Origin of the sequence: Bacteroides sp. AN502(2024) (genome assembly GCF_041227145.1) — a bacterium.
Taxonomy (GTDB): Bacteria; Bacteroidota; Bacteroidia; order Bacteroidales; family Bacteroidaceae; genus Bacteroides.
In genome coordinates, this window is sequence record NZ_JBGFSP010000003.1 from 1,116,015 (window position 1) to 1,141,810 (window position 25,796).

The following is a 25,796-nucleotide window of genomic DNA, read 5'->3' on the forward strand; positions in this document are numbered from 1 at the left end:
ATGTCTATATGAAGAAGCTATACTCTTTTTTTCTTTTAATCATTTGTTCAATCTATATTCTTGCACAAGAACAGATTATCCCTGTTCCCAAGCCTCATCAGCTAAAATGGCATGAAGCCGAACTGGGAGCTGTATTCCACTACGACCTTCATGTATTTGACAACATCCGCTATGGACAAGGTAATAACCGTATCAGCCCCATAGAAGATTATAACATTTTCAACCCTACCAAGCTGAATACCGACCAATGGGTGGAAGCAGCCAAAGCGGCGGGATGTAAGTTCGCCGTACTGACAGCCACTCACGAAACAGGCTTCGGACTTTGGCAAAGCGACATCAATCCTTACTGCCTGAAAGCAGTAAAATGGCGTGATGGGAAAGGAGACATTGTACATGACTTCGTCACCTCCTGTCGCAAGTACGGGTTACAACCAGGGATTTATATAGGAATCCGCTGGAATTCATTATTAGGTATCCACAATTTTAAGGCAGAAGGCGAAGACGAATTTGCCCGTAATCGCCAGATATGGTATAAAAAGTATTGTGAAAAGATGGTTGCAGAACTTTGCACCCGCTATGGAGACCTATATATGATATGGTTTGACGGAGGAGCTGATGATCCACGCGGTGACGGTCCGGATGTAGAACCCATCGTCAACAAATACCAACCTGAATGTCTCTTCTATCACAACGTTGATCGTGCGGATTTCCGTTGGGGCGGTTCCGAAACAGGCACAGTAGCATACCCCTGCTGGTCTACTTTTCCTTATCCGTATAGCCACAGTAATGCTACCGAACCGGCATGCGACCACAACTTGCTACTCAAACACGGTGATAAAGACGGTAAATACTGGGTGCCTGCTATGGCTGATTCTCCACTGCGTGGAGCTAACGGGCGTCATGAATGGTTTTGGGAACCGGACGACGATGATAACATTTATCCCCTGACGACACTTATGACCATGTACAAAAAATCTGTCGGACGAAATGCCACACTGATTCTTGGCCTGACTCCCGATCCTACCGGACTAATTCCGCAGGGAGACGTTGAACGTCTCAAAGAGTTTGGGAATGAAATCAACCGACATTTCTCCTCCCCGATAGCGTACACTTCAGGACAAAAGAAAAGTTTACTTTTGGAGATGAAGCAAAAGCAACCGATTAACTATTGCATCATTCAAGAAAATATAAAGAAAGGAGAACGTATCCGGCGGTATAAGATAGAAGCCAGAGTAGATGGCAAGTGGAAAACCGTCTGCCAAGGTGAGTCAGTAGGGCACAAACGCATTGAGGAATTCACTCCGATAGAAACAAATACATTGAAACTGACCATAACCGAATCCATTGCACCACCGGATATTATCAATTTCAGTGCATATTCTGTTGAATAAACAAATTTCAAGAGTTAAACAGTCAAGAATACATAAAGATAGCATTAAAAAATGACCTCCATGAATAAAAAAACATTATTACCCCTTGCACTTATACCACTCGCAGCAACCAAGCTGCAGGCACAAAGCAATATGCAAATAGAACGTGTGGACAAACGTCCGAATATCATTCTCTTTATGGTAGACGATATGGGATGGCAGGATACTTCACTCCCATTTTGGACACAGAAGACACACTATAACGAATTGTATGAGACCCCCAATATGGAGCGGTTAGCAAAACAGGGAATGATGTTTACTCAAGCGTATGCCAGCAGTATCAGTTCTCCTACCCGGTGCAGCCTCATCACTGGAACAAACGCCGCACGCCACCGAGTAACTAACTGGACGCTACAAAAGAATAGGATGACAGACCGTAAAGACAGCCTTCTGGCAGTCCCCGACTGGAATTACAATGGAGTAAGTCAAGTGTCCGGCACTAATCATACTTTCGTAGGAACCTCCTTCGTACAACTGTTGAAAAACAGCGGTTATCATACCATACATTGTGGGAAAGCCCATTTCGGAGCGATAGATACTCCAGGGGAAGACCCGCATCATTGGGGATTCGAGGTGAATATTGCCGGACATGCGGCCGGTGGACTTGCCAGTTATCTGGGAGAAGAGAACTACGGACACACCAAAGAGGGGAAAGCAGTATCACAAATGTCTGTCCCCGGATTAGAGAAATATTGGGGAACGGAAACATTTGTAACTGAAGCCTTGACGTTGGAAGCCATTAAAGCACTGGATAAGGCAAAGAAATACAACCAGCCTTTCTACCTGTATATGGCTCAATACGCCATCCATATCCCGCTGAACAAAGATAAACGTTTCTACGACAAGTATAAGAAGAAAGGGATGACCGACCACGAAGCCGCTTATGCAACTCTCATTGAAGGCATGGACAAGAGCCTTGGTGACTTAATGAACTGGCTGGAAAAGAATGGGGAGGCTGATAATACGATTATCATTTTTATGAGTGATAACGGAGGACTTGCATCCGAATCCGGATGGCGTGACGGCAAGCTGCATACACAGAATTATCCGTTGAACAGTGGTAAAGGTTCTACTTACGAAGGTGGCATCCGCGAACCGATGATTGTCAGCTGGCCAGGTGTAGTGGCTCCGGAGAGCAAATGCGACAATTACCTGCTGATAGAGGACTTCTACCCCACCATCCTCGAAATGGCAGGAATCAAAAAATACAAAACAGTCCAGCCAATAGATGGAATCAGCTTCGTACCTCTGTTGAAACAGACAGGCAATCCCTCCAAAGGCCGAAGCCTTTTCTGGAATATGCCTAACAACTGGGGCAACAACGGCCCCGGAATTAACTTTAATTGCGCTGTCCGCAACGGTGACTGGAAATTGATTTATTACTATGGAACAGGCAAGAAAGAGTTGTTCAATATCCCCGATGATATAAGTGAAAGCAACGACCTCAGTGCACAGCATCCGGACATCGTGAAAAGACTTTCCAAAGAGTTAGGAGAGTATCTAAGAAAAGTAGATGCACAACGACCTACTTTCAAAGCTACCGGCACTCCTTGTCCCTGGCCGGACGAAATAAAATAGATTGCCTAAACAAAAGGAGTGTGGCGGGGAGTGTGGAATAGTTCCACACTCCCCGCTGCCATTTCCACACATTCCACACACGGTTCTACACAGTTCTACGCCTTCCAACAGCACATAGACCTTTATTTATCAACCATTTAGTATATAATGTTTTTTTTGGCACGCGCTTTGACCTTTAATTAAACGTTAGCGAAAAAGTAATAACCAATTCCTTAACACAAAAGTAGAGAATTGAAAACATATGTCTAATAATCTTTAAAGCAAACGATGATGAAAAAATTAGTATTAGTAGTAGCAATGTTTATGTTTGTTTGTGGTGGTTCATTCCTTGTAAAGGCTCAGAGTTCTGCAGAAGCTGTGACAGCCCCGACAGAAGTCAATGCGGCAGTTGTCAATGATACAGTAGTCAATGACACAGTTGTCAAAGATACTGCATCCAAAGACAAACCCGCTGTGCCTGTCAAGGAATGACCTTGCCAACAACAAGTAAAACATAGTCTGCTGAACAATAGTAAGCACACTACAAAAAAAAGCCATCCCTACTTTCGTCTATTCCGGGGATGGCTTTTTTCTAGTGAAGCCTTTCCATACATTCCCTTGGGGAAGGGGCGCTTCCAGTTCCATCAGCTCTTTGGAAACAGGATGTATGAATCGCACTCTCCGAGCGTGCAGACAAATGCTCCCATCCGGATTGGAGCGTGAAGAACCATATTTCAAATCTCCCTTGATAGGACATCCCATTTTTGCCAACTGACAACGAATCTGATGATGGCGTCCGGTTTTCAAATCGATTTCGAGCAAATAGTAATTCTCCGAACGACCGATCAACCGATAATGCAAGATCGCTTTCTTGCTGTCCGGCACTTCTTTATCATATGCATAACTTTTATTTTGCTTTTCATTACGCACAAGAAAATGTACCAGTTCGCCTTCCGGTTCTTCCGGTTTATTTTTCACAACCGCCCAATAAGTCTTTTTCACCTCACTGGTGCGAAACATTTCGTTGAGTCGTGTAAGCGCTTTACTCGTTTTAGCAAAAATAACAAGACCGCTTACGGGGCGGTCCAGCCGGTGTGTCACACCGAGGAAAACATTTCCGGGTTTCTGATACTTCTCTTTCAGATACTGTTTCACACTCTCTGAAAGCGGTGTATCGCCCGTCTTGTCTGCCTGGACAATCTCGGAAGCGGTCTTATTGACTACAATGATATGGTTGTCTTCGTATACAACAGTCATTCATTCTGTTCGATTACATATTCATACCACCATCTACCTGAATCACCTGACCCGATACATAAGATGACATATCAGAAGCAAGGAAAGTAGCGATGTTTGCCACATCTTCAGGAGTACCGCCACGACGCAAAGGTATTTTCTTTGTCCATTCAGCCTTTACTTCATCAGAAAGAGCAGCTGTCATGTCTGTCAGGATGAATCCCGGAGCGATAGCGTTGGCACGGATGCCGCGAGAGCCCAACTCCTGTGCGATAGATTTAGCCAATGCAATCATACCTGCTTTGGAAGCAGCATAGTTAGCCTGTCCTGCATTTCCGTGAACACCTACCACAGATGCCATATTGATAATGCTCCCGGCTTTTTGACGCATCATGACAGGTGTACAAGCATGAATGAAATTAAACGCCGACTTCAGGTTCACGTTGATCACCATATCCCATTGCTGTTCGCTCATGCGCATCATCAAACCGTCACGAGTAATGCCGGCATTGTTTACCAATATATCGATCCGTCCGAAGTCCTTGTGGATTTCTTCTACGACCTTTGCAGTATCTTCAAAGTTAGCAGCGTTAGATGCATAGCCTTTGGCTTTCACGCCCATTGCTTCAAGCTCTTTAGTTGTATTTTCTGCATTTTCGTCAATGACAAGGTCGGTAAATGCGATGTTTGCACCTTCGGCAGCAAACTTAAGAGCGATAGCCTTACCAATACCGCGAGCAGCACCGGTTACGATGGCTGTTTTTCCGTCTAATAATCCCATACTAAAAGTTATTTAATTAAATTTCTGTTCTATGTAGTGCGCCAAACACGATGTTGGACACATATTTATTTCTTGTATCTTCATCCAGATGCGCGCCTATATGTCCACGAATATAAGGAACTTCAATTCCTTTCACACAATAATGAATCAAGTCGGCAGTCATCTCCACATCGTCAATATGAAAAACTCCTTTTGCCTGTCCTTCCAAAAGAACGGCTTTAAAGAGCTGGACTTCCTTTGCATCAAACTTCTTGCGGACTTTCTCTACCCGCCATATATCACGGAAGAAATAAGCACGCAGTGTTCCGTTTCGATAAACGACCTCTTTTACCGCATCCAACCGGGTATATATCATCTCCAGCAATTTTTCGTCCGGTGAGATGTTTTTCTCGGCTACCCGCTTCATCATATCCGACAGAATATCCAATTCCGATTCCACAACAGCCAAATAAATTTCATCCTTACTTTTAAAATAGGTATAGAGCGTTCGTCTCCCTTTTTTAGAAGCAAGAGCGATATCATTCATAGTCGTGTTTTCTACTCCCATCTTCGCAAAAAGCTGACGGGCTACATCTACTAATTTGGCTTTTGTCTTGGATACGGCCATAGGTTACAAATTGCACATTGCTGAATATTTTGAGCAAAAGTAATTCTTTTCTTTAGACCATACAAGAAAACAGAGAGAATATTAACATTTGTATATTAATAGGTACTAAGAAAAGTGTCATCATTATTTCGTTCATTCTCAACCTAATAAGGGAAAAATAATGATTTATTCGAAAAATATTCGGCAATATATTTGTTTGTTTCAAAAAAAGCCGTACCTTTGCACTCGTTAAACATCGCGGAGTGGAGCAGTTGGTAGCTCGTTGGGCTCATAACCCAAAGGTCATTCGTTCGAGTCGGATCTCCGCAACTAAAGAAAAGAAGAATCGCAGAAGTGCGGTTCTTCTTTTTTGTGACGACTCTTCTTTACAGACCTTATCCAAGGAGGCAGTAGAAAATTAGTGGGGATACCCATAAAGTCTGGCAATACAACAAATGAAGAAATTCTTGTCGATTACGTCTCTTAGGTTGGATCGGAAAAGTTTACCCCGAGCGTTGAACGGTTCAGTCATGGCGTTTGAAGCCCCTGCTGTTATAAAAGTTCAGGATGTCCTCATCGTATTCACGCGGTTCTTCTCTGATGCCCTTGTTTTTTACCAGACTAAAGGGGAATATTCAGTAAATGTTCCCCCCAAATACCATGGCATATGAAGATGATAGAGTATAATCACTTCATATGCCATTATTATTGTCATTTTTCTGTATATTCTCATATACTCTTATCTGACAATACATGAAGTTCCGGAAGAAGTCTTCTGACCTCTTCTGATTCTTTCAGTAAACTCATATCATGCAGCTTTCCCCGTTCTGTTCCTGATCTTGTCAATCATCAGTATGGCATTTGCTGTATGTATTCCGAAGAAAATCCACAGGATTTCCGTCTTCTTGTTCCTTGCCTTTATCCTTGCGAGCGAGTAATGTTGCTTTTGAGTGCCGAAGCTTCCTTCAAGCCGTGTGGCCCTTTCTTTTGAGAGTTCGCTTCTAAGCACCTTCCTCAAAGGCTCATCTTTGCCCGCCCTTCCCTTGCGCACAAAGGATGTGGATATCCCATATTTAGTACAGAACTTTCTGTTGGCATTATTGGCATATATGGAATCGGCAGCCACACATCTTACCCTTACATTCATCAGCTTCTGCTGCATACGGATACAGTCCTTCAAGCGTATCCCCTCATTGAAAGCCTTGAACGAGAGGTGTTCGATGAACGATATGCCGTCTATCTGTATATTATTGACCTTTGCACCGAACTCGACGGACTTGGTTTCCTTGCCTCTGACGATGGGACGTACATAATGACGGTCGATGCTGATGATGCGGTCACTGACTTTTCGCCCTTCAAACATTTCCTTTTCCTGTACAAGCACCTTTCTGATGATGGAAAGACGCTTATGGTAATCCTGTGTATATCGGAGTAAAGCACCGTACTCGCTATGGAGCCCATCCCTTTGACTGAGGAGCTTTTCAAGAAGCTTGATCATACGGCGCTTAAGCATTCTTGTCCTTGAAGCTCTCCTCTTTCTTTTCTTGCAGTAGGACAGATAGGATTCCGCCACATTCCTGTATTTGTTGCGCGGACGCCTTATGCCCAGATCCCTGCAATGCCGGCATATATGCCTGTAGAGCCATTCGATGCTTTCCCAAAGGAGTTTCATGTCCGTAGGAAAACGCATGTGGCTCTCATAGCATGTGGCATCGGTCATGCAGACGTGAAGGTTATCAAGATAAGGTTTCCAGTGTGAAGCCAGGAGCTCCTGGAAGGAATCAATGTCAAGGCGGGATGCTATCTCATTACGGATGGCACTGACTATCTTGAAGTTGGTTATGGGAAGGGACGGGGGGATCATGATTCCACAGAACATCTGGTAGTGTATGTTCCCGTTCAGATGTTCCACCAGTTTCCTGTCGGAGAATCCGGTGTATGCCTTCAGGACCATAAGGGCGATCTTTGCGGAAGGACTGAATATGTTCCTGCGGCCCAAACGTTGTTCAGACAGGCCTGCGGCTTTTGCCATACGATCAAATGGAAAGACCGAATGAAGCCTGCCAAGCTCACTCTCATGAAAACTCTTGCGGTATTTTTCCAGAATATCAAATTCTGTAAAGCCCAAAGTTGGGTGGATTTCTGAAATTTTTTGTATCTTAGCCATATCTTAGTTGGGGAATTTCCCCCGTTTGGGCCGTCAAACCTTGTTTTCGGGGGAATACCTAAAGATACTAAAAAGCCAACTAATTCGCAATAATTTGTGTATGAATTAGTTGGCTCATTTTATAATATTTAATGAATGTCCCTAAAGGATCGCTTTAGCCGGTCTAAAGCGATGCTTTTCATTCCCTAAAGCTATGCTTTAGAGAGTGAATCAGAGATACATTCATTCCGAAAGTTTGATGCATCAACGAGTGTTATTACCGATCCTCTCCCTATTGATTTCGTCAATTCCTCTTTCAACCTATCACCATCATCCTGAAACTCTTTATTCATCATATTTACAGAGCGGTGACAGGTTGTTGTTAACCTATCACCTCATCTGTCACCTATCACCGACTATTTTCTGAAAGCCTGATTTGTTTCAAGATGTTTCAATTGCTTGAAACACTTTGTTTCAAGCCGCTGAACACTTTGTTTCAAGCCGCAAAACACTTTGTTTCAAGGCGCTGAACACTTTGTTCCAAGGCGCTGAACACTTTGTTTATGACTTATACTAGAAATGGTTGTCACTTTTAGAGGCTAGTTACTAAATAAGTTGTCACATTCTGTTATTCATAACTAAAACAGTTGTTAGTTTCTTCCCTTTGCTCCTAAGATAGTTGTCATACGTAAAAACAATGGACAAATCTGAGTGTGCTCGGGCTCTCGGTAAAAGTCAATAGGGTTCGACACCCTATTGGCTTTTGTGAGACAATGGCTTAAACCGTCATGTCCCGGGTTCTCGGTATCGCAAATATAGTATTTATTTATCATATGGAACCTTATTTTTTCCACAATGATTTTCCCGGCACCTCTCCATGATATACGTCCATGGGTTTTTTCATACCTATGCTCATATGCGGTCGTCCATTATTATAGAAGTCAATCATTCGCGTAATCTGCTCCCGTGCCATCTCTTTATCCCTGAACAGCGACATGCCGTATATCCATTCCGTTTTCAGGATGCCATTCATCCTTTCTGCTACCGCATTGTCCGTCGGGTTGTAATCTTCAGTCATGCTCACACGTATATGATGAGTGACCAGTGTGTCGATATAGGCATCGCAGGCATACTGTACCCCCCGGTCGGAATGGTGGATTGTGCCGCAAAGATTGCCACCTCCGGCCTCATTGATGGCCTGTTCCAGTGCCTGTAGCGTATATTCGGCATGCAAACTGGGAGAGAGCACCCATCCTAAAACGGCATGTGAGTACATGTCCGTTACAAGATGGAGGTAGCATACGCCACCTTCAATCCAGATGTAAGTGATGTCACATACCCAGATATGGTTCGGGTATTGTGCCGTTACCCCCTTGATCAGATTCGGATACTTCTTGTAAAGATGGTGGGAGTCCGTCGTATGCCTGGGTTTCTTCGGGGGCAGCATAAGGCGTTCCGAACGCAGCAGATGAAGGAAGGCATCCCGCCCTCCGGTTATCTCGCTTCCATAAAGGGAGCGGAGCTCATGGTATAATTTCAAACCACCGATGCCCGGAGCCTTTGAGCGGTAGAAGAAGACGGCATCCAAGATGGCTGTTCTGATCTGATGACGCGACAAAAGATTTTTTTTCTTTTTGTAATAGGCCTGGGAAGACATGCCAAACAGTCCGCAAAGGGTTTTCACACTGATGTGAGGAAACTCTTCACGAAGGCCGGTGACTATTTGGCACCATCTTTTTTTAAGATGGAAATCCCTTCTTCTCTTTCTGTGAGTTCAATCAGTCTTTCAAAGGCATGGGAACGAAGTTTTTCAAGTTCCAAAGCCTTTCTCAGACGCAAATTTTCCGCTTCAAGAAGTTCTTCTTTAGATTTTGATTTTGGATTCTTTTTCATTTGAAGATCTGACAGAAGTTCGGGGGACAAAGATAAGGAATCCGAATCAATTGCATAACACTTTTGCCAACGCAGAATATAAGTATGGTTGGGTAAACCCCATTTCTTGGCAGTAGCAAACATTGACAAACCGCTACTGAAGTAATCACGGAGAACTTCCAATTTGAAAGTCTCAGAATAAATCTTACGAGATAATTTAGACATAATTTTTCTTTTTTTATGTCTCTAAAAAGGTGTCAACCTAAATCCGTATAAGACATTATGACTTACAATAGCCGATGTTGTACCTACATACAATTTACGAGGAGTATCTGCTAAGGCAAACAAGGCCTCTCCTACACTTTCCTCTCCAAGCGGTTCGAGGTTATAGATATCATTCCGATAGTTATCAAGATGAAAACAATTAACCTTATTGGTAAAGTCGGCAGCAATCCACAAACAATTATTAGCCTCATCGTAAACAACATCTTTCAGAAAGTCCGTACTAAAATGATATCCCGTATGCGCATTAAAATGCTTGAACTTTCCCTGTTCCGGTTGATATGAATCTAATCCTCCTCCTTCCGTACAGATCCATATATTTCCGGTATTATCTTCAGCCATAGCACCAACCACCGGAAAAGACAATCCGGTGTCCGAAGCATGGTAATGCACAAAATGCTGATATTCCGGAGAGAAGAAATTTACGCCTCCCCAATAAGTCCCTACCCAAACTATCCCTTGTTTGTCTGTATAAAGAGATGTCACCGAGCGATTGGACATAGCCCCCACTCGGTTAGGATCAGCCTGATAATGAAATATTTTCCCGGTAGCCACTTCAATCTTACTCAATCCACTTCTGTAGCCTACCCATATATTTCCTTCCAGGTCCTGGCATAACGCTCTCGCCATATCATTCCGAACCGTATAAACACTCTTATCATTATATTCATAGTGATGAATAATCGTACCTTGCGACGAAAAACAGAAAACGCCCTGATCCTGCGAACCGATCCAAATCTTCTGGTCGTTACTTTTTATCAGTTTCATCACCTTAATTCCGGGCAGATGAAGTGACATTGATCCGCAAGTATCTATACGCATCACTCCACCCTCTTTCAAAGCAATCCAGAGACTTCCTTCGGCACCTTCCACCATCGTCGGCCCGCTGTCCGGCAGACGTAAATTGGCATACATCGGTTTCAAGAAACGGGTATTTTTATCATATAAAAACAGTTTTCCCCCCTCTGCAATCCACACTCCCGCCTTTCCTTTGGAAAGAGTGGAGGGAGAAGCCACCGGAAGCATATAATATTTCTCTGTTTCAAGATCGAACTGGAAAAGTCCGGTAGAGGTCAAAAGAAAGAGGCTTCCCTGACCGTCTTCCACCATTTGAGTCACATACAGATTACCATAACTGATAGAGTCGTTATGAAAATGATTGAAGACTTTGATATGATTGCCATCAAAACAATTCAGACCATCCAAAGTAGCAATCCATATACGCGATTTCTCATCCTGGCAAATATCGCTCACCGTTATTTGCGACAATCCATCCTCCACACCCAATGTTCTGAACTTGTATTCCTGTGATTGAAGAGGGAGTATAACCCCCCAAAGAGATAACAGAATAAAAAAATGGATAGTAGATAGTTTTTGTCCGCACATATCAAGAATGATGGTTTATAACGCATTAATCTTACCACAAAAGTAACTGTTTTTAAGATATTCCCAAAATCAGAGCCAAATAACTAATAGATATGGCCTTCAGCCTATTCATTCATCCCGCCCGAACGAACGATACTCCAATGGAGTGAGTCCGGTACGTTTCTTGAAGAAAGAGAAGAAATATTCGGTAGACTGGAAACCAAGAAAAAAAGAAATCTCTTTTACAGACTGGGAAGTTCCTACCAGCATTTGTTTAGCCTTACGAAGTTTCAATTCCTGGAAATATTTAGCAGGAGCATAACCTGTATACTCCTTAAAAACACGTCGGAACCATGAATAACTAATATTGAGTCGCATAGCTAATTCCTCCGGATCCACATTGCCGGAAACATTTTCATCCATAATGATTTTTGCCTGTTCAATCTTCTGATCCACATCACTCATCTCAAAAAACTTATTCTTGGAGACGGAAAGAATCATCCCTATTATGTGAAGCACAATTCCGGAAAGATATTGTTGCGCAGAGATCTTATCCGCTTCGGCTACGGCAAGAGCACGAGAGAATAATGAGACTAACTCTTCATTAAGCCCAATTTCCAGTATTTGCTGTTGCTGCGACAAAAAAGCATTATTAACAATAGAGTCTATCATAGGTCCCTCGAAACCAATGTAATATTCAGTCCAGCCAGTCTGCCGCAATGGGCGATAAGTATGCCATTGTCCGGGAAACAATACCATCAGCCGACCTTTACAAACTTGCTTCTCGGAGGTGGATTCGGATGAAAACAATCCACGTCCCTTGGTGATATAAACCAATTGATACTCACGAAGCACCCTTCCTTTTTCCGCATTAAAGAAGTAACCGGACGGATGCTCTTTCAACGGATAAGGTGAATCAGGGGGAATGGATTGATAGCCGACAGTATTTACCCACAGCCCGAACTTGCGGTCCATGTCATTTACAATCAGATATTTAAATTCTAATCCCAGACTATTATCCTCGATCATATCAATGTGTTTTCATGCAATTGAACCAGACAAAAATAGGAATTATTTTCAGAAAACACACGCAAGGATATAAAAAAAACATCCGGAGAGCACCTTCAAGTATCTCCGGATGCTTATATAAAAACAAACTTTATTATGACGAGATTTAGAATGCTTTATGATACAAGGCTTCAATATCCGCTACCGAAGTAGGACGAGGATTGCCACCTGTACAAACATCATTGAAAGCAGCTACTGCCAATGCAGGAATATCTTCTTCCTTCACATTGATTTCATGCAATTTCTGTGGGATATTAATGCTGATAGAAAGTGCTTTCACAGCTTCGATAGCAGCTTTAACCCCCTCTGCTTCATTCATTCCAGTAGTATCCACTCCCATTGCTTTCGCAATATGGATATATTTCGGAGCTGCCGGAGATTCAGCATTGTATTCCATCACATATGGCAACAGTAAAGCATTGGCCACCCCATGAGGAGTATCATAGAATGCCCCCAACGGATGAGCCATTGAGTGAACGATTCCCAAACCGACATTCGAGAATCCCATACCGGCTATATATTGTGCCTGCGACATTGCCTCGCGGGCTGCTACATCTTTACCATTGTCTACGGCTACTTTCAGATTTTGTGCAATCATCTCAATAGCCTTCAGTTCGAACATATCGCTCATAGCCCAAGCACCCGGAGTAATATAACTTTCGATAGCGTGCGTCAAAGCATCCATACCCGTAGCGGCAGTCAGACCTTTCGGCATAGAATACATCAGTTCGGGGTCTACGATAGCCACGGCTGGAATATCATTCGGATCTACGCAAACCATCTTTTTACGTGCATCTTCATCGATAATCACATAATTGATGGTTACTTCGGCAGCCGTTCCGGCAGTAGTAGGCAATGCGAAAGTTGGTACTGCCTTATGTTTCGTATCAGCCACACCTTCCAGAGATTTCACGTCTGCAAAATCCGGGTTATTCACAACGATACCGATTCCTTTGGCGGTATCGATAGAAGACCCGCCCCCCAAAGCTACGATAAAATCAGCTCCGGAAGCTTTATAAGCTGCCACACCGTTTTGTACATTTGCAATCGTTGGATTAGCTTTTACATCACTATAAAGTTCGTAAGGAATCCGGTTCTCATCAAATACTTTTATTATTTCGGCAGCCACGCCAAACTTGATCAGATCTTTATCCGTTACAAAAAAGGCTTTCTTAAAGCCACGTCTAGCTGCTTCCACAGCTATCACACTCCGGCATCCGGCGCCGAAGTAGGAAGTTTCATTTAAAATAATGCGATTCATGGTAATACTATTTGTTTTTATTTAGGCAAATTGAAAGCAACTGTCATTTCTTTCATCTGTTCCTGACTCATACCATCCGGTTCGAAGCCCATATTTTTAGCTGCGATATAAATCAAAGCCGATTTATTAAGTACATCGATCTGATCAAATGCCTGCATTGCATCGCAATCTACTGCAAATACTCCATGTTTCTCCCACATCACAACATCATAATCCTGTAATTCTTTGATGGTAGCTTCCGCCAACTCTACAGAACTGGGCAATTTATAAGGGATGATACCCAAACCACGCGGGCAAAATGCCTTTGTTTCGGGAATCATGCTCCATAACAGATTAGTAGCCACATCTTTTTCCAGGAACTTCGGACAGTGTGTCATGGCAATCAGTTCGATCGGGTGTGTATGTACACACGCTTTATAAGGAGAGTTTTTGCTCAACAGGTCATTATGCACGCTCAGGTGAGAAGGCAATTCCGATGTCGGAGCCACCGCCTCATCCGCAATAATCACATAGCTGGCACAGTCATCCAAGATACGGATTACCGAACCATTCTCCATCGGCCAACGAGCTAAATCACGCATACGTTTATTAGTTCCCTTGCAATAGAAATAGCACCCTTTCAGATAAGGAAGAGTCACACCGATAGATTTTACTTCGCTGATCGGCTTCATCTGACGGATTTCATCGTCTACAAACTCTGTGATATTAACAGTGATATTTCCCCCGTTACGTTCAGCCCATCCTTTCTGCCACAAGTATCCGGCAACTTCAGCTACCTTATTTACTTCTTTGGCAAGTGCCGGGCGATTCTCTAAGATTGATTTCATTTTATATCTATATGTTTTAATTAATTACGGATTACACGATTTTTGTCGCAAGTTATAAAAAAACCGCGTAATCCGTGTAATCCGTTCTCAATTTTTTAAAACAAATTTGGGAACACTAAAGAAAAGATAAGCACGATCAGACCAGCTATCAGCACAGTTATGGTCTTGTTTGACACACCTTTCCATTCTTTCAGAATTATTCCCCAAACATTACTAAAGGTTACATTCAATGCCATCAGAATACACCAAGAGAAAGCCAGTAGCACCGGGCTTTCCGTAAGGAAACTCTTACCCATTTCCAATCCGAAGAACTGCATATACCATAGTACACCGGCCAACGCACAGAAAACCAGGTTATTGCCCCACACTTTTCCTTTAGCATAATCACCCATCGTTTTATTAGCCACATTCTGTTGCAGACAGTATGCAGCATTTGTCAGGAAACCGCCAAGCGTAACCAGGAAGATAACCGGAAGACCCGCATAAAGCCCTTCCACCCCACCAGCCAAAGCGGCTTCTTTGATAGGTGTTCCTGCATCCAGTCCCAAAGCAAAGCAGGCACTCATAAGACCTGCCAAGAGTGCGACCAACAGCCCTTTTGTCAATGCAAAATCTTTTACGGCAGCACGTTTTTCTTCTTCGCTCATGTTTTGCGCACGCAAGCTACCGGCATAACCGATAATAGCAATACCCGCCAACGTAATACAAACCCCCAACAACAGAATCAATCCGTTACCTTCGAACAGCTTTGTACCCGCAAAAAGAGCCGGAAGAAGGGTTCCGAAACCGGCACAAGTACCCAATGAGATACTCTGTCCCAACGCAACACCCAGATAACGCATGGAAAGTCCGAACGTCAAACCTCCTACTCCCCACAATATACCATAAAGGATGCTCATTCCAGCACCTCCCATTCCCCACAAGTCGAACAAACAGCTCTCTTGGGGTACACCCAGTAGTGAACCCAGAAACGGGAACACTAACCAAGCAAATACACCTTGTATTAACCAGAAGCTTTCCCAGCTCCATTCCTTTACCTTTTTTATAGGTACATAAGAACTGGACTGGCAAAAGCTACCGATGGCTATAATCAATAAACCGATTAAAATATCCATAACTTATCGCTTAGAAGTTACTTCAGCTTCGTACTTTTCAATTTCTGCGATGAAATCTTCACCAACAGGAACATTGTTCTTCAAGCAGAACATATCCCAAACAGCATTCCAAGGCAGCGCTTTTGCTTCTTCGAGCAGAGCCAGACGTTGGAATCCCTGTCCGTTTGCTTCGTACTCACGCAACTTGGCAATTGGTTCAAGCAGCGCACGAGTCATACATTTCTGTGCAGCACGACTACCGATTACATAAGCACCAATGCGATTGATAGATGCATCAAAATAGTCAAGACCATAATGTACACGGTCCAAAGCACCGCAACGAACGATTTCGCTGAACAGTTCCATGGTCGGATCATCCATGATAGTAACGTGATCTGAATCCCAACGAACCGGACGGCTTACGTGTAACATCAATTCAGGAACATAAAGCAACAGTGAAGATACTTTATCTGCTACGCTTTCTGTCGGGTGGAAGTGACCGGTATCCAACGTGATCATCTTATTGCGAGAAGCACTGTAACCGATATAGAAATCGTTAGAACCTACCGTATAGCTTTCCAGACCGATACCGAACACCTTAGATTCGATGCAATCCTTCATATTCTTATATTCGGTAGCGAAAATCTGATCCAAAGAATCTTTCAACAACTCACGATATTTCATGCGGTTCACTGTGATATCTTTGCTTCCGTCGTGTACCCAAAGGTTCATGATACACGGATCGCCCTGTGCCTTACCCATTGCTTCCGCAATTGCACGACAACGTTTGGTGTGCTCAATCCAGAACTGGCGGATCCCTTCGTCGGGATTAGAAAGTGACAAATCGCCTGATTTCGGATGAGAGAAAGAAGTAGAGTTGAAGTCGAGCTTCATATTATGTTCCTTTCCCCATTCAATCCAGCTCTTGAAATGTTCCGGTTCTACCTGGTCACGGTCTACCACCTTGCCCTGGAAGTCTCCGTAAATCTCATGCAGGTTCAGACGGTGAGTACCCGGAATATAAGAAGCGGCCTTCAAGATATCGGCACGCAGTTCGTCGATGTTGCGGGCTTTGCCCGGATAGTTACCCGTAGCCTGGATACCACCCGTCAATGAACCTGCCTGTACTTCGAACCCTGCTACATCATCAGCCTGCCAACAGTGGAGTGACAGATGAAAATCCTGCATAGTTTTCAATACTTGTTCGGTGTCCACACCTACTGCTGCATAACGTTCCACAGCAATCTCATACGCTTTCTGAATCAGTTCTTCTTTTTTCATGATATTCTATTTAGTTTTAAAAATGATTATTCCTGTCAGTTGTTTAATTTATTTCCGGACACAATTCTTAAAATGAATATAAGCCGTATCCCAAGCTTCCGTGTCTTGTGGCCGATAGGTCTTCAACGGAATAGAGCGGCTAATTAACCGGCGCATACCGGCAACATCCGTTGCTTCGCCTGCCGCCATGGCCTGAATCATCACATTGCCGATAGCTGTCGCTTCAGACGGACCGGCTACCACTGGGATTCCTATCGCATTGGCAGTAAACTGGTTCAGCAAATCATTCCGGCTGCCACCGCCAATCACGTGCAAGGTCTCAATCGGGTGAGGAGAAAGTAAACGCAAATTCTCCAACACCTGACGATAACGCAAAGCCAGACTTTCGAAGATGCAACGCACCACCTGTCCGCGTTTCTCGGGAACGGGCTGTCCGGTAGTCCGACAATATTCAATAATAGCCTTTTCCATATCCGCAGGATTCGCGAAGCAGTCATCGTCCGGATTAATCAAGCTACGGAAAGGTTCGCAAGCATCTGCCTCGCTGATAAGTTCGGGATAACTTGTATCCCCCCAATTCAAGCGACAGCGTTCCAGCAACCACATTCCGCAGATATTCTTCAACAGTCGGATGGTTCCTTCCACACCACCCTCATTGGTAAAGTTTAACGCTTCCGTTTCGGCATTAATCACCGGAGCATCCGTTTCAACCCCCATCAATGACCAGGTTCCGCTACTCAAATAAGCGAAGTTGCGATCCAATGCCGGAACGGCAGCAACAGCAGAACCGGTATCATGTCCGGCCACCGCAATCACAGGGATAGCGCCCAACCCGGTAATTTTCTGTACCTCTTCCGTCAATACCCCCACCTTTTCACCCGGGAATACAAAACGACCGAAGTTCTTTTCGCTCAACCCTACCACCTTCAGCAACTCCGGTTCCAAACGACGTGTTTCCGCATTTACCAATTGGGCTGTTGAAGCGATTGTATATTCCGTCACCATTTCCCCGGTCAGCATATAACTCAATGCATCCGGCATAAACAGAATTTTATCGGCTACCGCCAGTGCGCTATCGTGATTACGACGCAAAGTATCCAACTGGAAAAGTGAATTAAAATTCATTATTTGAATCCCTGTCTTACCATATACTTCGCTACGGGAAATACGGGAGAAGAGGGTTTCCGGTGCTCCTACCGTATGAGGGTCGCGATATGAATAGGGCTGACGAAGCAGGTTTCCATCCTTTCCGATACATACAAAATCCACTCCCCAGGTATCAATACCGATAGAAGCTATGGATTCGCCACGGTGAGCCACCAACTTCAAACCGTCAATAATGTGACGATATAATGCATAAATATCCCAATAGAAATGCCCGCCCACTTCAATCAAGTGGTTAGGAAAACGGTTAATCTCTTCGAGGTTCAATCCGCCTTCAAAAAAAGTTCCCAAGATTGTACGTCCGCTCGTAGCGCCCAGATCGACTGCAAAAAAGTTTTGTTTCATGGTATTCTGTCTATATATTTAAGGTATCCATTTACCTACATGCAAAGATAGACGATTCCTTCCTCCCTTTGCTTATGTATTTTGATTGAAAGGATATACATTTTGACACAATTTTCATTTTCCGCATTTCATGATTCATTGTTGCATCAGAAAGGACCTCATTCCTTTCTGTGCAAAACAAACAACAAAATCAATCCTGACAAGCTTCTTAAATAAATATAATTTAGCAACGACCATATAAGTATTATGATATCCATAAATGTAATATATATAAAGACTAATTATGAAAAATGTCAAGCACCAATCCAAAGGACATAACAGATTGATATATTACCTCTGTTTATTTAATCTGATATTTATAACCTTTGCCTGCCAACAAATAAAAAATGGAGATTTACTTTTATCTACTGCAGATTCACTGATGTCCACCCACCCCGACAGCGCATTGCATCTACTGGAAAACATCTGCCTTTCAGAGATAAAAACACCTGCCCATAGAGCTAAATATGCCTTGTTGCTAACCCAAGCACAGGACAAGAACTACATCGCACCAACCACAGATTCATTAATACGTATAGCCACTGAATATTATGATTCGATAGATAATGACATAGAAATGCAGGCAAAAGCCCATTATTATCTCGGAAGAGTGTATCAGGAATTAGGAAATAATCCTGCCACCATACGTGAATTTCTCAAAGCAATGCCATTAGTGAAACAATCCAAAGACCACAAACTATTGTGCATGCTATATGGAAACCTTGGGTATGTATACTTCCAGCAAGATTTACTGGACAAAGCGGATTCTCTTTATATATGCGAGGAAGAACTTCTCAAACAAAAGACAGACTCCGCCCATTTAGCAACGTTACTTGTACAACGAGCAGATATTTGTATCATAAAAGGAAAGACATTTCATGGCAAAGCCGAAGAGTTGTTAAACCGGGCACTATCTATTGCTAAAAGACTGAACAATCCACATATAAAAATAGAGACCTTAGGTTCCCTAAGAATTCTTTATAACGAAATGGAAAAACCAGAAAAGGCAATTTCATGTATCAGACGTGAGCTTATATTACAAAAAGACACCGCTCAATCATATGGTACATATCTAAGTTTGAGCGATGCTTATCTCAGAAGCAATCAAAACGATTCGGCTGTTTACTATGCTCATAAAAGCCTATCATCTCCGAATTTTTATACTAAAGCCGGTGCTTGCATTATATTGGAAGATGTGGCACGAAAAAAAGGAGACTTTGCCGAAGCATTACGTTTCAGAGATGACTATGAAGCATACATGGATAGCACAAAACATATTGAACGTACAAAGGAAATTTTAGCAGTTGAAAAAGAAATCCTCCTTCAACAGAATGAGCAGAAACATAGAAGCAATCTATCATTATACTTGTATTACATCTATATCGGGGGTGGTTTCATACTAATACTCATTGTCTTTTTTTCATACAAACGAATCAAATATCGTCAGAAAACACAAACACTAAAGTTGGAACAAGAATCTCTATTACAGACCATCTCCACACAATCCATCCAAATGAAAAAAGATATGGAGAATAAAGATGCCGAGATAGCAGAGTTGAAACAAAAATGTGATAAATATAATGGAGATAAACTAAAATTAAATCAACTGAATAGCTGCCTCAATGAATTATTAAAAGAAAAAGACAAGATCTGTATAGGTATGGAGGATGCTATCGCAGAGAAAGAGAAAGCGATAGAACAACTTATGCAACAAATACAAGTATCAGATGAAATAAAGCACAATATCCATTTAGCAGAGCAACTGACTAACATAAAAAAAGAAAAAAGTTACTTGTTCGACAGTTTATTAACAAGTCGGTCTGCCGCCTACAAGACTTTAATAACCATAAAACAACATAATTATAGAAATCCGGATGCAAACGAAAAAGTACCGAATGAAATATGGGAAACATTGCTTTCGGAAATAGACCAATTAACACATGGATTTATCAAGCGATTGACAGGAAAGCACGAACGGCTATTGAAAGAAGATGTCTATTTCTGCTGTCTAGTTAAAATTGGCATGAAATATGCAGATATTGCGAATGTGTTCGGCTGCACTTCTAATGCTACATATAAAAGAAGAGATGCTATCATGAAAAGGATGAATGTAGAGACACCTATAAAATTTGAGATTCTGATTGAAGAGTTCTAATTGTAACATTTAACGTGAAATAACTTCAAAACAAATTAGGTTGCCTGTCCTTGACGAACTCTCTATGTCAATGGCTGGCTTCTTCTCGAAGCAGCAATACACCGCGATAGCAGAAAGTGCATTTGCGATAAAGCTGTTGAAAGACCGATGCCTAGAGTGCTCTATTCGTACGATATTCTTCAATTCATCATTCCCTTGTCATTGATTATCAGGTGCAGTTTGAATCCGAAGAACCGATTGTAATGGATGAGATCCTGTTGAGGCAGTTCGATAGAAGATGATTCCCGCGTGCATTTTTAATTGGGACAATTGCCTGTCAGGATGCTGTCCGTTAGGCAATTTTATTTCGTATAACTATAGTGTACTTTGCGTATGACTATAGTTATACGCAAGGGAGACTATAGTTATCCTTGCGGAACACTATAGTCATACGAAGTCAGAATAGGCAAAGCGATGAATCCGATTAGGCAATCAAAGGAAACCGGATTGAATAAATCCGGAGAACTGATTTGCTTATGCGTATATGGTAATGTGTAATGCAAACCGCCATTGATATGGTATATATCTAAGTATGGGCGATGCTTATCGTAGAAGCAATCAAAACGATTCGGCTGTACTTCCAATGCTACATATAAAAGAAGAGATGCTATCATGAAAAGGATGAATATAGAGACATCTATAAAATTTGAGATTCTGATTGAAGATTCCCAATTGTAATTCATTGATTTTCAACACAAATCAATTTGTTAATTAAGTTTTAACAAAATACTACACAAACTAAATCAATACTAACCCATAAGTTTACAGCATCAAAAATAAAAACCGAATTTAAATTGAGAACACATGAAAAAGGACCTGTTTACTCTTTTACTATGTAGTATGCTATTCGCACAATTACCGGGTTTTGCCAATAGCGATTCAACACGCAAAACTGTTATAATACGTGGTTCGGAACAACATTCTGCACAACGTAGTCCATTCCCGGCACAAGTATTTCTCATGGATCATTTATTAACGGCCGAGTCACTAGACTTCGAATCCGATTTTAAAATAACCATAACGAATATGTCGACAGGCGAAGTTGTGCATGAGCAAACTTATAATGCTAGTACTAAGCATACAACTATTGATTTAGGCACAGAAGAAACCGGAGAATACCAAATTGAACTGTCGTCAACAAACTGGCAACTCTACGGAAATTTTGACTTATGAAAATACTACGTAATTCTTCATACATTATAGATGTAAAATTGGAGGACACCGATAAGTACATGCTACTTCATGGCTATACAGGAGCAATCGATGTTGTAAGCAAACACATTATGTCCTTTCTGAAAAACACCAATAACGGCTTTACTGAGGAGGAATGTCCTTTATCGAGAGATACAATCTCGGCACTGAAAAAACGAGGTTATATCACCACCAAAAGCCAAGAAGAGGAATATGCATACGTAGAAAGGCTGGCTGAAGCATTGCACCGTAAAGAGAAAATTCTAAATACAGTTTTCATTTTCGTCATAACCTATAACTGTAATTTCAGATGCCCATATTGTTTTGAAGCAGGACTGCATAATGATTCTATCAGGAATGTTTTCACCAAAGAAATGGCAGACAAAGCCTATCAAGCAATTTTAAAAATAGAACCACGCGAACAGTTACGGGCAAAGAATATTACTCTATATGGTGGAGAACCTTTATTGAAAGAAAATAAAGAGGTGATAGAATATATTGTTCTCAAAGGGAAAGAATTAGGTTTTCAATTCAATGCCGTAACAAATGGATATGATTTAGACGCATATAAAGAATTATTGTCTCCTGATTTAATCAGCCATGTACAAATAACTATTGATGGGATGAAAGAACTTCATAACACAAAAAGAGTACACTACAAAGACTATAATACATTTGACAAAATTATATCTAATATTGGAATAGCTTTAAAACAAGGCACGGGAGTGACTATTAGAGTTAATACAGACAGAAACAATTTTGATGATTTACAACAATTAAAAGCATTATTCGACAAATTAGGTTATTCACAATACGAAAACTTCAAGTTAAATTCAGCATTATTACGCGGATATGACAGTGAGGGGCAACACACAAAGAATATCCCTTCCAATATGTTTTCTCAACGAGAATTTATGGAAAAGCATAAAAAACTTAAATTTAATTATGGCTGTCAAGACTATGGTGTATCTTATAAAATTTATTCATCCATAGTCAATAACAAACCACTCGAATTTCGTTCTATATTCTGCAAATCCCAATCAAATGAATATGTTTTAGACCCGTTCGGCAAAATATTTCCTTGTTGGGAGGTTGTTGGAAAAGCAGAGTCTCAATTAGGGGATTACTTGAATGATAAAATACAATGGAATAAAAAGATATTCAATCAATGGAGAGGTTATAACATCAATAGTTCTCTTATGTGTAAACATTGTAAATATGCATTATTATGTGGCGGAGGATGTCCGGCTCATTCTTTCAGTAATCCGACAGAATGTAGCCAATTTCCAACAGTTATTAATTATGCTGTCAACAGGGCTTTTCGAAAAGTAAACAACATAAGTATTAATTAAATTTATTTCAACAATGGAAAACAAAAAAACATCTAAAGGAATAGATTCTGAAGAATTTACTCCTATGAATACAGAACTTTCAGAGTTCTTTGTAGAAGAATTGGAACAGAGACTGGAAACCGACCCGCTAATTGCAGGTGGATTGCTGGATTTGTTCTCCATGACAGAAGAGCAAATCGGAACAAACCCACTTGGCTCTGACTATTGTGGAGTTTACTCCGTATGCGACAGTTATTGGTAATCAACAGCTCATGCTTTTTTATGTGGATAAGTGCTTGATTAAGCACTTATCCATACAAAATATCTTTGCCGAACTTAATAATATACCAACTGGAAGTATGAGCATATCTGCCATATTGAAGGTCTATTGATTTAAAGACAATAATATTAACCAAGAGTTTTACTAATTACCAAAAAACAATGAAGGCATTAATTTTCGTTAGCTTCATATTATTCTCACTTTCAAACATCCAAGCGAAAGATTTTACTTTGCAAGGACGAGTTATTGACACCGATAAGAACATTATAGTTGGGGCTACGATTCAATGTCTTCAACATGACTCAATTTTTATCAATGGAGGCACAAGCGATGAAAAAGGAAATTTTAGCATCTCACTCCCTCATCAAGGAGACTACAAACTAAGGATTAGTTATATAGGATACGAGACAAACACCTCATTTTTGGAAAACATACAAAATAATATGAATGTAGGAGATATTATACTGACAAGCACTTCTATTAATCTTAATGAAGTAGCAATTACTGCACGTCAAGTAGTTCGTACAACAGATAAGTTAACCATATTTCCCACCAAACAACAATTACGCCATTCTGTAGGAGGTTATGAGGCTCTGGCACATTTACTAATCCCCACATTAGATGTTGACCCATTAAAAAAAAATATCTCCATGAAAGAAGGCACTGTTGTAACATGCATAAATGGCAGACAAGCAACTAATACAGAAATAAACAACATAAACTCTGGAAGTATCCTACGTATAGACTTCTATGACCATGGACATCCAGAACATCCTGACGCATATGCAGTAATAGACTATATCCTTAAACAACAAGATACAGGAGGTACGATTGCCGCCAACGGTGAACAACACCTAAACAAGCCTACCGGCAACTATGACATAAACGGGCAGTTCTTAAAAAAAAATTCAGAAGTGACTTTTTATATAAGTGATGCATATAACAACTTCAATGCAAAAGAAGGAAACTATTCAAAAACTTTATTCATCTATCCCGAGGCTGTTCTTGAAAGAAAAAGCATAGCTCTTCCATCCAAACAATGGAGCAACACTTTAAGTTCCTACCTAAATTATAGCCACAAAACTTCTAAAAATATTTTTTACGCCGCTTTGCGCTACAACACAGGGAAGACATGTGATACAAACAACAGTATTCAAGAGTACAATAATCTGAACAGTTCACTTAATGTACGTGATTTTTCCAAAACAAGCAATATAAATCCCGGCATTGAACTATCCTACAACGGTAAGTTTCATCGAAAACAAACATTCAAAATCACTCTTTCATCCGACTATAACCACAATGAATATGCACGCGAATATTCGGAACTGGCGTCTTCTACATCTTCCATTACATCCAAAACAAAAGAAGACTATTTTTTCCTGAAAATTCTTGCTATTTATACAAAAACATTCAAAAACAACGGGACTCTTAGCAGTGTATTTATTCATTATCAAAACAATTCTCACACCAATCAACGTGCTAATGAAATGACAAATACAGAAGACTATCTTCACTACAACGGAACCGCTTTATATATAGCCTACCAACAAAACATCCAAAAGATGTCTTTCCGCTTCAAATGGGGGAACAGTCTGGAAATACACAAAAGCAAAAACAACTCCAAGATACAAAAACTATTATTATATCCAGAGATTAACCTTAACTATCAGAGCACGTCCAACCAAAACTGGCAATTTACCGCACGTTATCTTACTGAAACTCCACAAATGGCATGGTTGACGAATACCGAACAGCAAATCGATCCTTTACAAACTCGCCAAGGAAATCCAAACTTAAAAAACCGCAGTATATTGGAAACCTTTATCTCTTATTCGATTGATACAAAATGGATGACTTTAATACCACGAATGGAATACAGTCCTTTGTTTAATGATTTCTACGAATCTGTCAACAGAAACAATGACACTTTTATTCATTCATACCAAACAGGTGGTACATTGCAATACATCTGCCCTGACTTAACATTAAACATTAAGTTAGTACCGCAAATACTCACATTAAACATAAATACAGGATGGGAAAAAATATGGTATAAGACGTGGGAAAAGAACAAAATTACTAACTGGAAATACAATGCAAAGTTCTTATTCATTTATAAAAACTTCATGGCATCAGCAAACATCAACGCTCCGAGAAAGGATATTATATTGGGAATGGTCCAAAAGATTCCATTTAGCTACCGTATTAATTTGGGATATACTCATCGTAACCTAAATATACAATTAAACACCAGAAATCCATTCTCACGTTTTACCAAACAAACAGACTTATATAGTCCGAATTATAGCAACCATACCGACTCATACATTCCCAAAGCTGAAGACCACGTGTTTTACATAAAAGCTAATTATCGTTTTAACTTTGGGAGGAAGCATAACTTTTCTCAACCCAATATAGAAAACACAACCAAATCTGCCATATTGAAAGCATATTGACTATAAA

21 protein-coding genes, 1 tRNA gene and 2 pseudogenes are annotated in these 25,796 nt (G+C 41.2%); 9 read left to right on the forward strand and 15 right to left on the reverse strand.

Annotated elements, in window-relative coordinates; translation table 11 throughout:
* Positions 1 to 8: 8 nt before the first annotated feature.
* From AB9N12_RS04400 to AB9N12_RS04410, 3 genes are all read left to right on the forward strand, one after another.
* Entirely contained in the window at positions 9 to 1,391 is a 1,383-nt protein-coding gene (locus tag AB9N12_RS04400; protein WP_369890022.1) for an alpha-L-fucosidase, read from the forward strand.
* Between the two features lie 60 nt (positions 1,392 to 1,451).
* Complete coding sequence (locus AB9N12_RS04405; RefSeq protein ID WP_369890024.1) at positions 1,452 to 3,008, forward strand: sulfatase; 1,557 nt, start codon at positions 1,452 to 1,454, stop codon at positions 3,006 to 3,008.
* 270 nt (positions 3,009 to 3,278) lie between these two features.
* On the forward strand, positions 3,279 to 3,479 hold the full coding sequence (locus AB9N12_RS04410) for a hypothetical protein (RefSeq protein ID WP_369892803.1): 201 nt from the start codon (positions 3,279 to 3,281) through the stop codon (positions 3,477 to 3,479).
* A 78-nt stretch (positions 3,480 to 3,557) separates the two neighbouring features.
* Here the strand turns inward: AB9N12_RS04410 and AB9N12_RS04415 are convergent, their stop codons facing one another.
* The 3 genes from AB9N12_RS04415 to AB9N12_RS04425 are packed head-to-tail and all read right to left on the reverse strand — an operon-like array spanning position 3,558 to position 5,611.
* Positions 3,558 to 4,244 carry an RluA family pseudouridine synthase gene (locus tag AB9N12_RS04415; RefSeq protein ID WP_369890026.1) on the reverse strand — a complete coding sequence of 229 codons (687 nt, stop codon included), beginning with the start codon at positions 4,242 to 4,244 and terminating at the stop codon, positions 3,558 to 3,560.
* A 13-nt stretch (positions 4,245 to 4,257) separates the two neighbouring features.
* Positions 4,258 to 5,004, reverse strand: coding sequence for a 3-oxoacyl-[acyl-carrier-protein] reductase (gene fabG / locus AB9N12_RS04420; RefSeq protein WP_369890028.1), 747 nt, complete (start codon positions 5,002 to 5,004; stop codon positions 4,258 to 4,260).
* A 16-nt stretch (positions 5,005 to 5,020) separates the two neighbouring features.
* Entirely contained in the window at positions 5,021 to 5,611 is a 591-nt protein-coding gene (locus AB9N12_RS04425; RefSeq protein ID WP_369890030.1) for a TetR/AcrR family transcriptional regulator, read from the reverse strand.
* 236 nt (positions 5,612 to 5,847) lie between these two features.
* Here AB9N12_RS04425 and AB9N12_RS04430 point away from each other — a divergent pair.
* Positions 5,848 to 5,920: transfer RNA gene (locus AB9N12_RS04430), tRNA-Met, on the forward strand.
* A gap of 478 nt (positions 5,921 to 6,398) precedes the next feature.
* Here AB9N12_RS04430 and AB9N12_RS04435 read toward each other — a convergent pair.
* From AB9N12_RS04435 to rhaB, 10 genes and pseudogenes are all read right to left on the reverse strand, one after another.
* The gene (locus tag AB9N12_RS04435) at positions 6,399 to 7,757 is read right to left on the reverse strand and encodes a transposase (protein ID WP_369890032.1); all 1,359 of its coding nucleotides are present in this window, start codon (positions 7,755 to 7,757) and stop codon (positions 6,399 to 6,401) included.
* Positions 7,758 to 8,577: 820 nt separating this feature from the next.
* Complete coding sequence (locus tag AB9N12_RS04440; RefSeq protein WP_369889013.1) at positions 8,578 to 9,420, reverse strand: IS3 family transposase; 843 nt, start codon at positions 9,418 to 9,420, stop codon at positions 8,578 to 8,580.
* Positions 9,421 to 9,455: 35 nt separating this feature from the next.
* Positions 9,456 to 9,833 (reverse strand): hypothetical protein, encoded by a 378-nt coding sequence (locus AB9N12_RS04445; protein WP_369889012.1) that lies wholly within the window; start codon positions 9,831 to 9,833, stop codon positions 9,456 to 9,458.
* A 60-nt stretch (positions 9,834 to 9,893) separates the two neighbouring features.
* Positions 9,894 to 11,276: pseudogene (locus tag AB9N12_RS04450) on the reverse strand (two-component regulator propeller domain-containing protein); the annotation flags it as partial.
* A gap of 108 nt (positions 11,277 to 11,384) precedes the next feature.
* On the reverse strand, positions 11,385 to 12,284 hold the full coding sequence (locus AB9N12_RS04455; RefSeq protein ID WP_369890034.1) for an AraC family transcriptional regulator: 900 nt from the start codon (positions 12,282 to 12,284) through the stop codon (positions 11,385 to 11,387).
* A gap of 145 nt (positions 12,285 to 12,429) precedes the next feature.
* Complete coding sequence (gene fucO, locus AB9N12_RS04460; protein ID WP_369890036.1) at positions 12,430 to 13,584, reverse strand: lactaldehyde reductase; 1,155 nt, start codon at positions 13,582 to 13,584, stop codon at positions 12,430 to 12,432.
* Positions 13,585 to 13,601: 17 nt separating this feature from the next.
* Positions 13,602 to 14,411 carry a rhamnulose-1-phosphate aldolase gene (gene rhaD / locus AB9N12_RS04465; RefSeq protein WP_369890039.1) on the reverse strand — a complete coding sequence of 270 codons (810 nt, stop codon included), beginning with the start codon at positions 14,409 to 14,411 and terminating at the stop codon, positions 13,602 to 13,604.
* A gap of 95 nt (positions 14,412 to 14,506) precedes the next feature.
* Positions 14,507 to 15,526: an L-rhamnose/proton symporter RhaT gene (rhaT, locus tag AB9N12_RS04470; protein ID WP_369890041.1), complete on the reverse strand. Its 1,020-nt coding sequence runs from the start codon at positions 15,524 to 15,526 to the stop codon at positions 14,507 to 14,509.
* Positions 15,527 to 15,529: 3 nt separating this feature from the next.
* Positions 15,530 to 16,786: an L-rhamnose isomerase gene (locus tag AB9N12_RS04475; RefSeq protein WP_369890043.1), complete on the reverse strand. Its 1,257-nt coding sequence runs from the start codon at positions 16,784 to 16,786 to the stop codon at positions 15,530 to 15,532.
* A 48-nt stretch (positions 16,787 to 16,834) separates the two neighbouring features.
* Entirely contained in the window at positions 16,835 to 18,295 is a 1,461-nt protein-coding gene (gene rhaB, locus AB9N12_RS04480; protein WP_369890045.1) for a rhamnulokinase, read from the reverse strand.
* A gap of 283 nt (positions 18,296 to 18,578) precedes the next feature.
* Here rhaB and AB9N12_RS04485 point away from each other — a divergent pair, with 283 nt between their 5' ends.
* Positions 18,579 to 20,489 carry a hypothetical protein gene (locus AB9N12_RS04485; protein ID WP_369890047.1) on the forward strand — a complete coding sequence of 637 codons (1,911 nt, stop codon included), beginning with the start codon at positions 18,579 to 18,581 and terminating at the stop codon, positions 20,487 to 20,489.
* Positions 20,490 to 20,498: 9 nt separating this feature from the next.
* Here AB9N12_RS04485 and AB9N12_RS04490 read toward each other — a convergent pair.
* A pseudogene (locus tag AB9N12_RS04490) lies at positions 20,499 to 20,678 on the reverse strand (hypothetical protein); the annotation flags it as partial.
* A 215-nt stretch (positions 20,679 to 20,893) separates the two neighbouring features.
* Complete coding sequence (locus AB9N12_RS04495; RefSeq protein ID WP_369890049.1) at positions 20,894 to 21,142, reverse strand: hypothetical protein; 249 nt, start codon at positions 21,140 to 21,142, stop codon at positions 20,894 to 20,896.
* 190 nt (positions 21,143 to 21,332) lie between these two features.
* On the opposite strand from AB9N12_RS04495, the gene AB9N12_RS04500 reads away from it, so the two are divergent.
* The 4 genes from AB9N12_RS04500 to AB9N12_RS04515 all read left to right on the forward strand — a co-directional run bounded on the left by AB9N12_RS04500 (position 21,333) and on the right by AB9N12_RS04515 (position 25,789).
* A complete protein-coding gene (locus tag AB9N12_RS04500) occupies positions 21,333 to 21,701 on the forward strand; it encodes a DUF3244 domain-containing protein (RefSeq protein WP_369890052.1) in 369 nt (122 codons plus the stop codon).
* Positions 21,698 to 23,071 (forward strand): radical SAM protein, encoded by a 1,374-nt coding sequence (locus AB9N12_RS04505; RefSeq protein WP_369890054.1) that lies wholly within the window; start codon positions 21,698 to 21,700, stop codon positions 23,069 to 23,071. Before AB9N12_RS04500 ends, AB9N12_RS04505 begins: the two co-directional genes overlap by 4 nt.
* Before the next feature lie 13 nt (positions 23,072 to 23,084).
* On the forward strand, positions 23,085 to 23,312 hold the full coding sequence (locus AB9N12_RS04510) for a hypothetical protein (RefSeq protein ID WP_369890055.1): 228 nt from the start codon (positions 23,085 to 23,087) through the stop codon (positions 23,310 to 23,312).
* Between the two features lie 179 nt (positions 23,313 to 23,491).
* Positions 23,492 to 25,789 carry a TonB-dependent receptor gene (locus AB9N12_RS04515; protein ID WP_369890057.1) on the forward strand — a complete coding sequence of 766 codons (2,298 nt, stop codon included), beginning with the start codon at positions 23,492 to 23,494 and terminating at the stop codon, positions 25,787 to 25,789.
* The last annotated feature ends 7 nt before the right edge of the window (positions 25,790 to 25,796 follow it).

Excerpts from the sequence above, each read along its gene's own strand:
- AB9N12_RS04400 (WP_369890022.1), top strand. The coding sequence starts at position 9 with ATGAAGAAGCTATACTCTTTTTTTCTTTTAATCATTTGTTCAATCTAT.
- AB9N12_RS04405 (WP_369890024.1), top strand. The coding sequence starts at position 1,452 with ATGAATAAAAAAACATTATTACCCCTTGCACTTATACCACTCGCAGCA.
- AB9N12_RS04410 (WP_369892803.1), top strand. The coding sequence starts at position 3,279 with ATGAAAAAATTAGTATTAGTAGTAGCAATGTTTATGTTTGTTTGTGGT.
- AB9N12_RS04415 (WP_369890026.1), bottom strand. The coding sequence starts at position 4,244 with ATGACTGTTGTATACGAAGACAACCATATCATTGTAGTCAATAAGACC.
- fabG (WP_369890028.1), bottom strand. The coding sequence starts at position 5,004 with ATGGGATTATTAGACGGAAAAACAGCCATCGTAACCGGTGCTGCTCGC.
- AB9N12_RS04425 (WP_369890030.1), bottom strand. The coding sequence starts at position 5,611 with ATGGCCGTATCCAAGACAAAAGCCAAATTAGTAGATGTAGCCCGTCAG.
- AB9N12_RS04435 (WP_369890032.1), bottom strand. The coding sequence starts at position 7,757 with ATGGCTAAGATACAAAAAATTTCAGAAATCCACCCAACTTTGGGCTTT.
- AB9N12_RS04445 (WP_369889012.1), bottom strand. The coding sequence starts at position 9,833 with ATGTCTAAATTATCTCGTAAGATTTATTCTGAGACTTTCAAATTGGAA.
- AB9N12_RS04455 (WP_369890034.1), bottom strand. The coding sequence starts at position 12,284 with ATGATCGAGGATAATAGTCTGGGATTAGAATTTAAATATCTGATTGTA.
- fucO (WP_369890036.1), bottom strand. The coding sequence starts at position 13,584 with ATGAATCGCATTATTTTAAATGAAACTTCCTACTTCGGCGCCGGATGC.
- rhaD (WP_369890039.1), bottom strand. The coding sequence starts at position 14,411 with ATGAAATCAATCTTAGAGAATCGCCCGGCACTTGCCAAAGAAGTAAAT.
- rhaT (WP_369890041.1), bottom strand. The coding sequence starts at position 15,526 with ATGGATATTTTAATCGGTTTATTGATTATAGCCATCGGTAGCTTTTGC.
- AB9N12_RS04475 (WP_369890043.1), bottom strand. The coding sequence starts at position 16,786 with ATGAAAAAAGAAGAACTGATTCAGAAAGCGTATGAGATTGCTGTGGAA.
- rhaB (WP_369890045.1), bottom strand. The coding sequence starts at position 18,295 with ATGAAACAAAACTTTTTTGCAGTCGATCTGGGCGCTACGAGCGGACGT.
- AB9N12_RS04485 (WP_369890047.1), top strand. The coding sequence starts at position 18,579 with ATGAAAAATGTCAAGCACCAATCCAAAGGACATAACAGATTGATATAT.
- AB9N12_RS04495 (WP_369890049.1), bottom strand. The coding sequence starts at position 21,142 with ATGATAGCATCTCTTCTTTTATATGTAGCATTGGAAGTACAGCCGAAT.
- AB9N12_RS04500 (WP_369890052.1), top strand. The coding sequence starts at position 21,333 with ATGAAAAAGGACCTGTTTACTCTTTTACTATGTAGTATGCTATTCGCA.
- AB9N12_RS04505 (WP_369890054.1), top strand. The coding sequence starts at position 21,698 with ATGAAAATACTACGTAATTCTTCATACATTATAGATGTAAAATTGGAG.
- AB9N12_RS04510 (WP_369890055.1), top strand. The coding sequence starts at position 23,085 with ATGGAAAACAAAAAAACATCTAAAGGAATAGATTCTGAAGAATTTACT.
- AB9N12_RS04515 (WP_369890057.1), top strand. The coding sequence starts at position 23,492 with ATGAAGGCATTAATTTTCGTTAGCTTCATATTATTCTCACTTTCAAAC.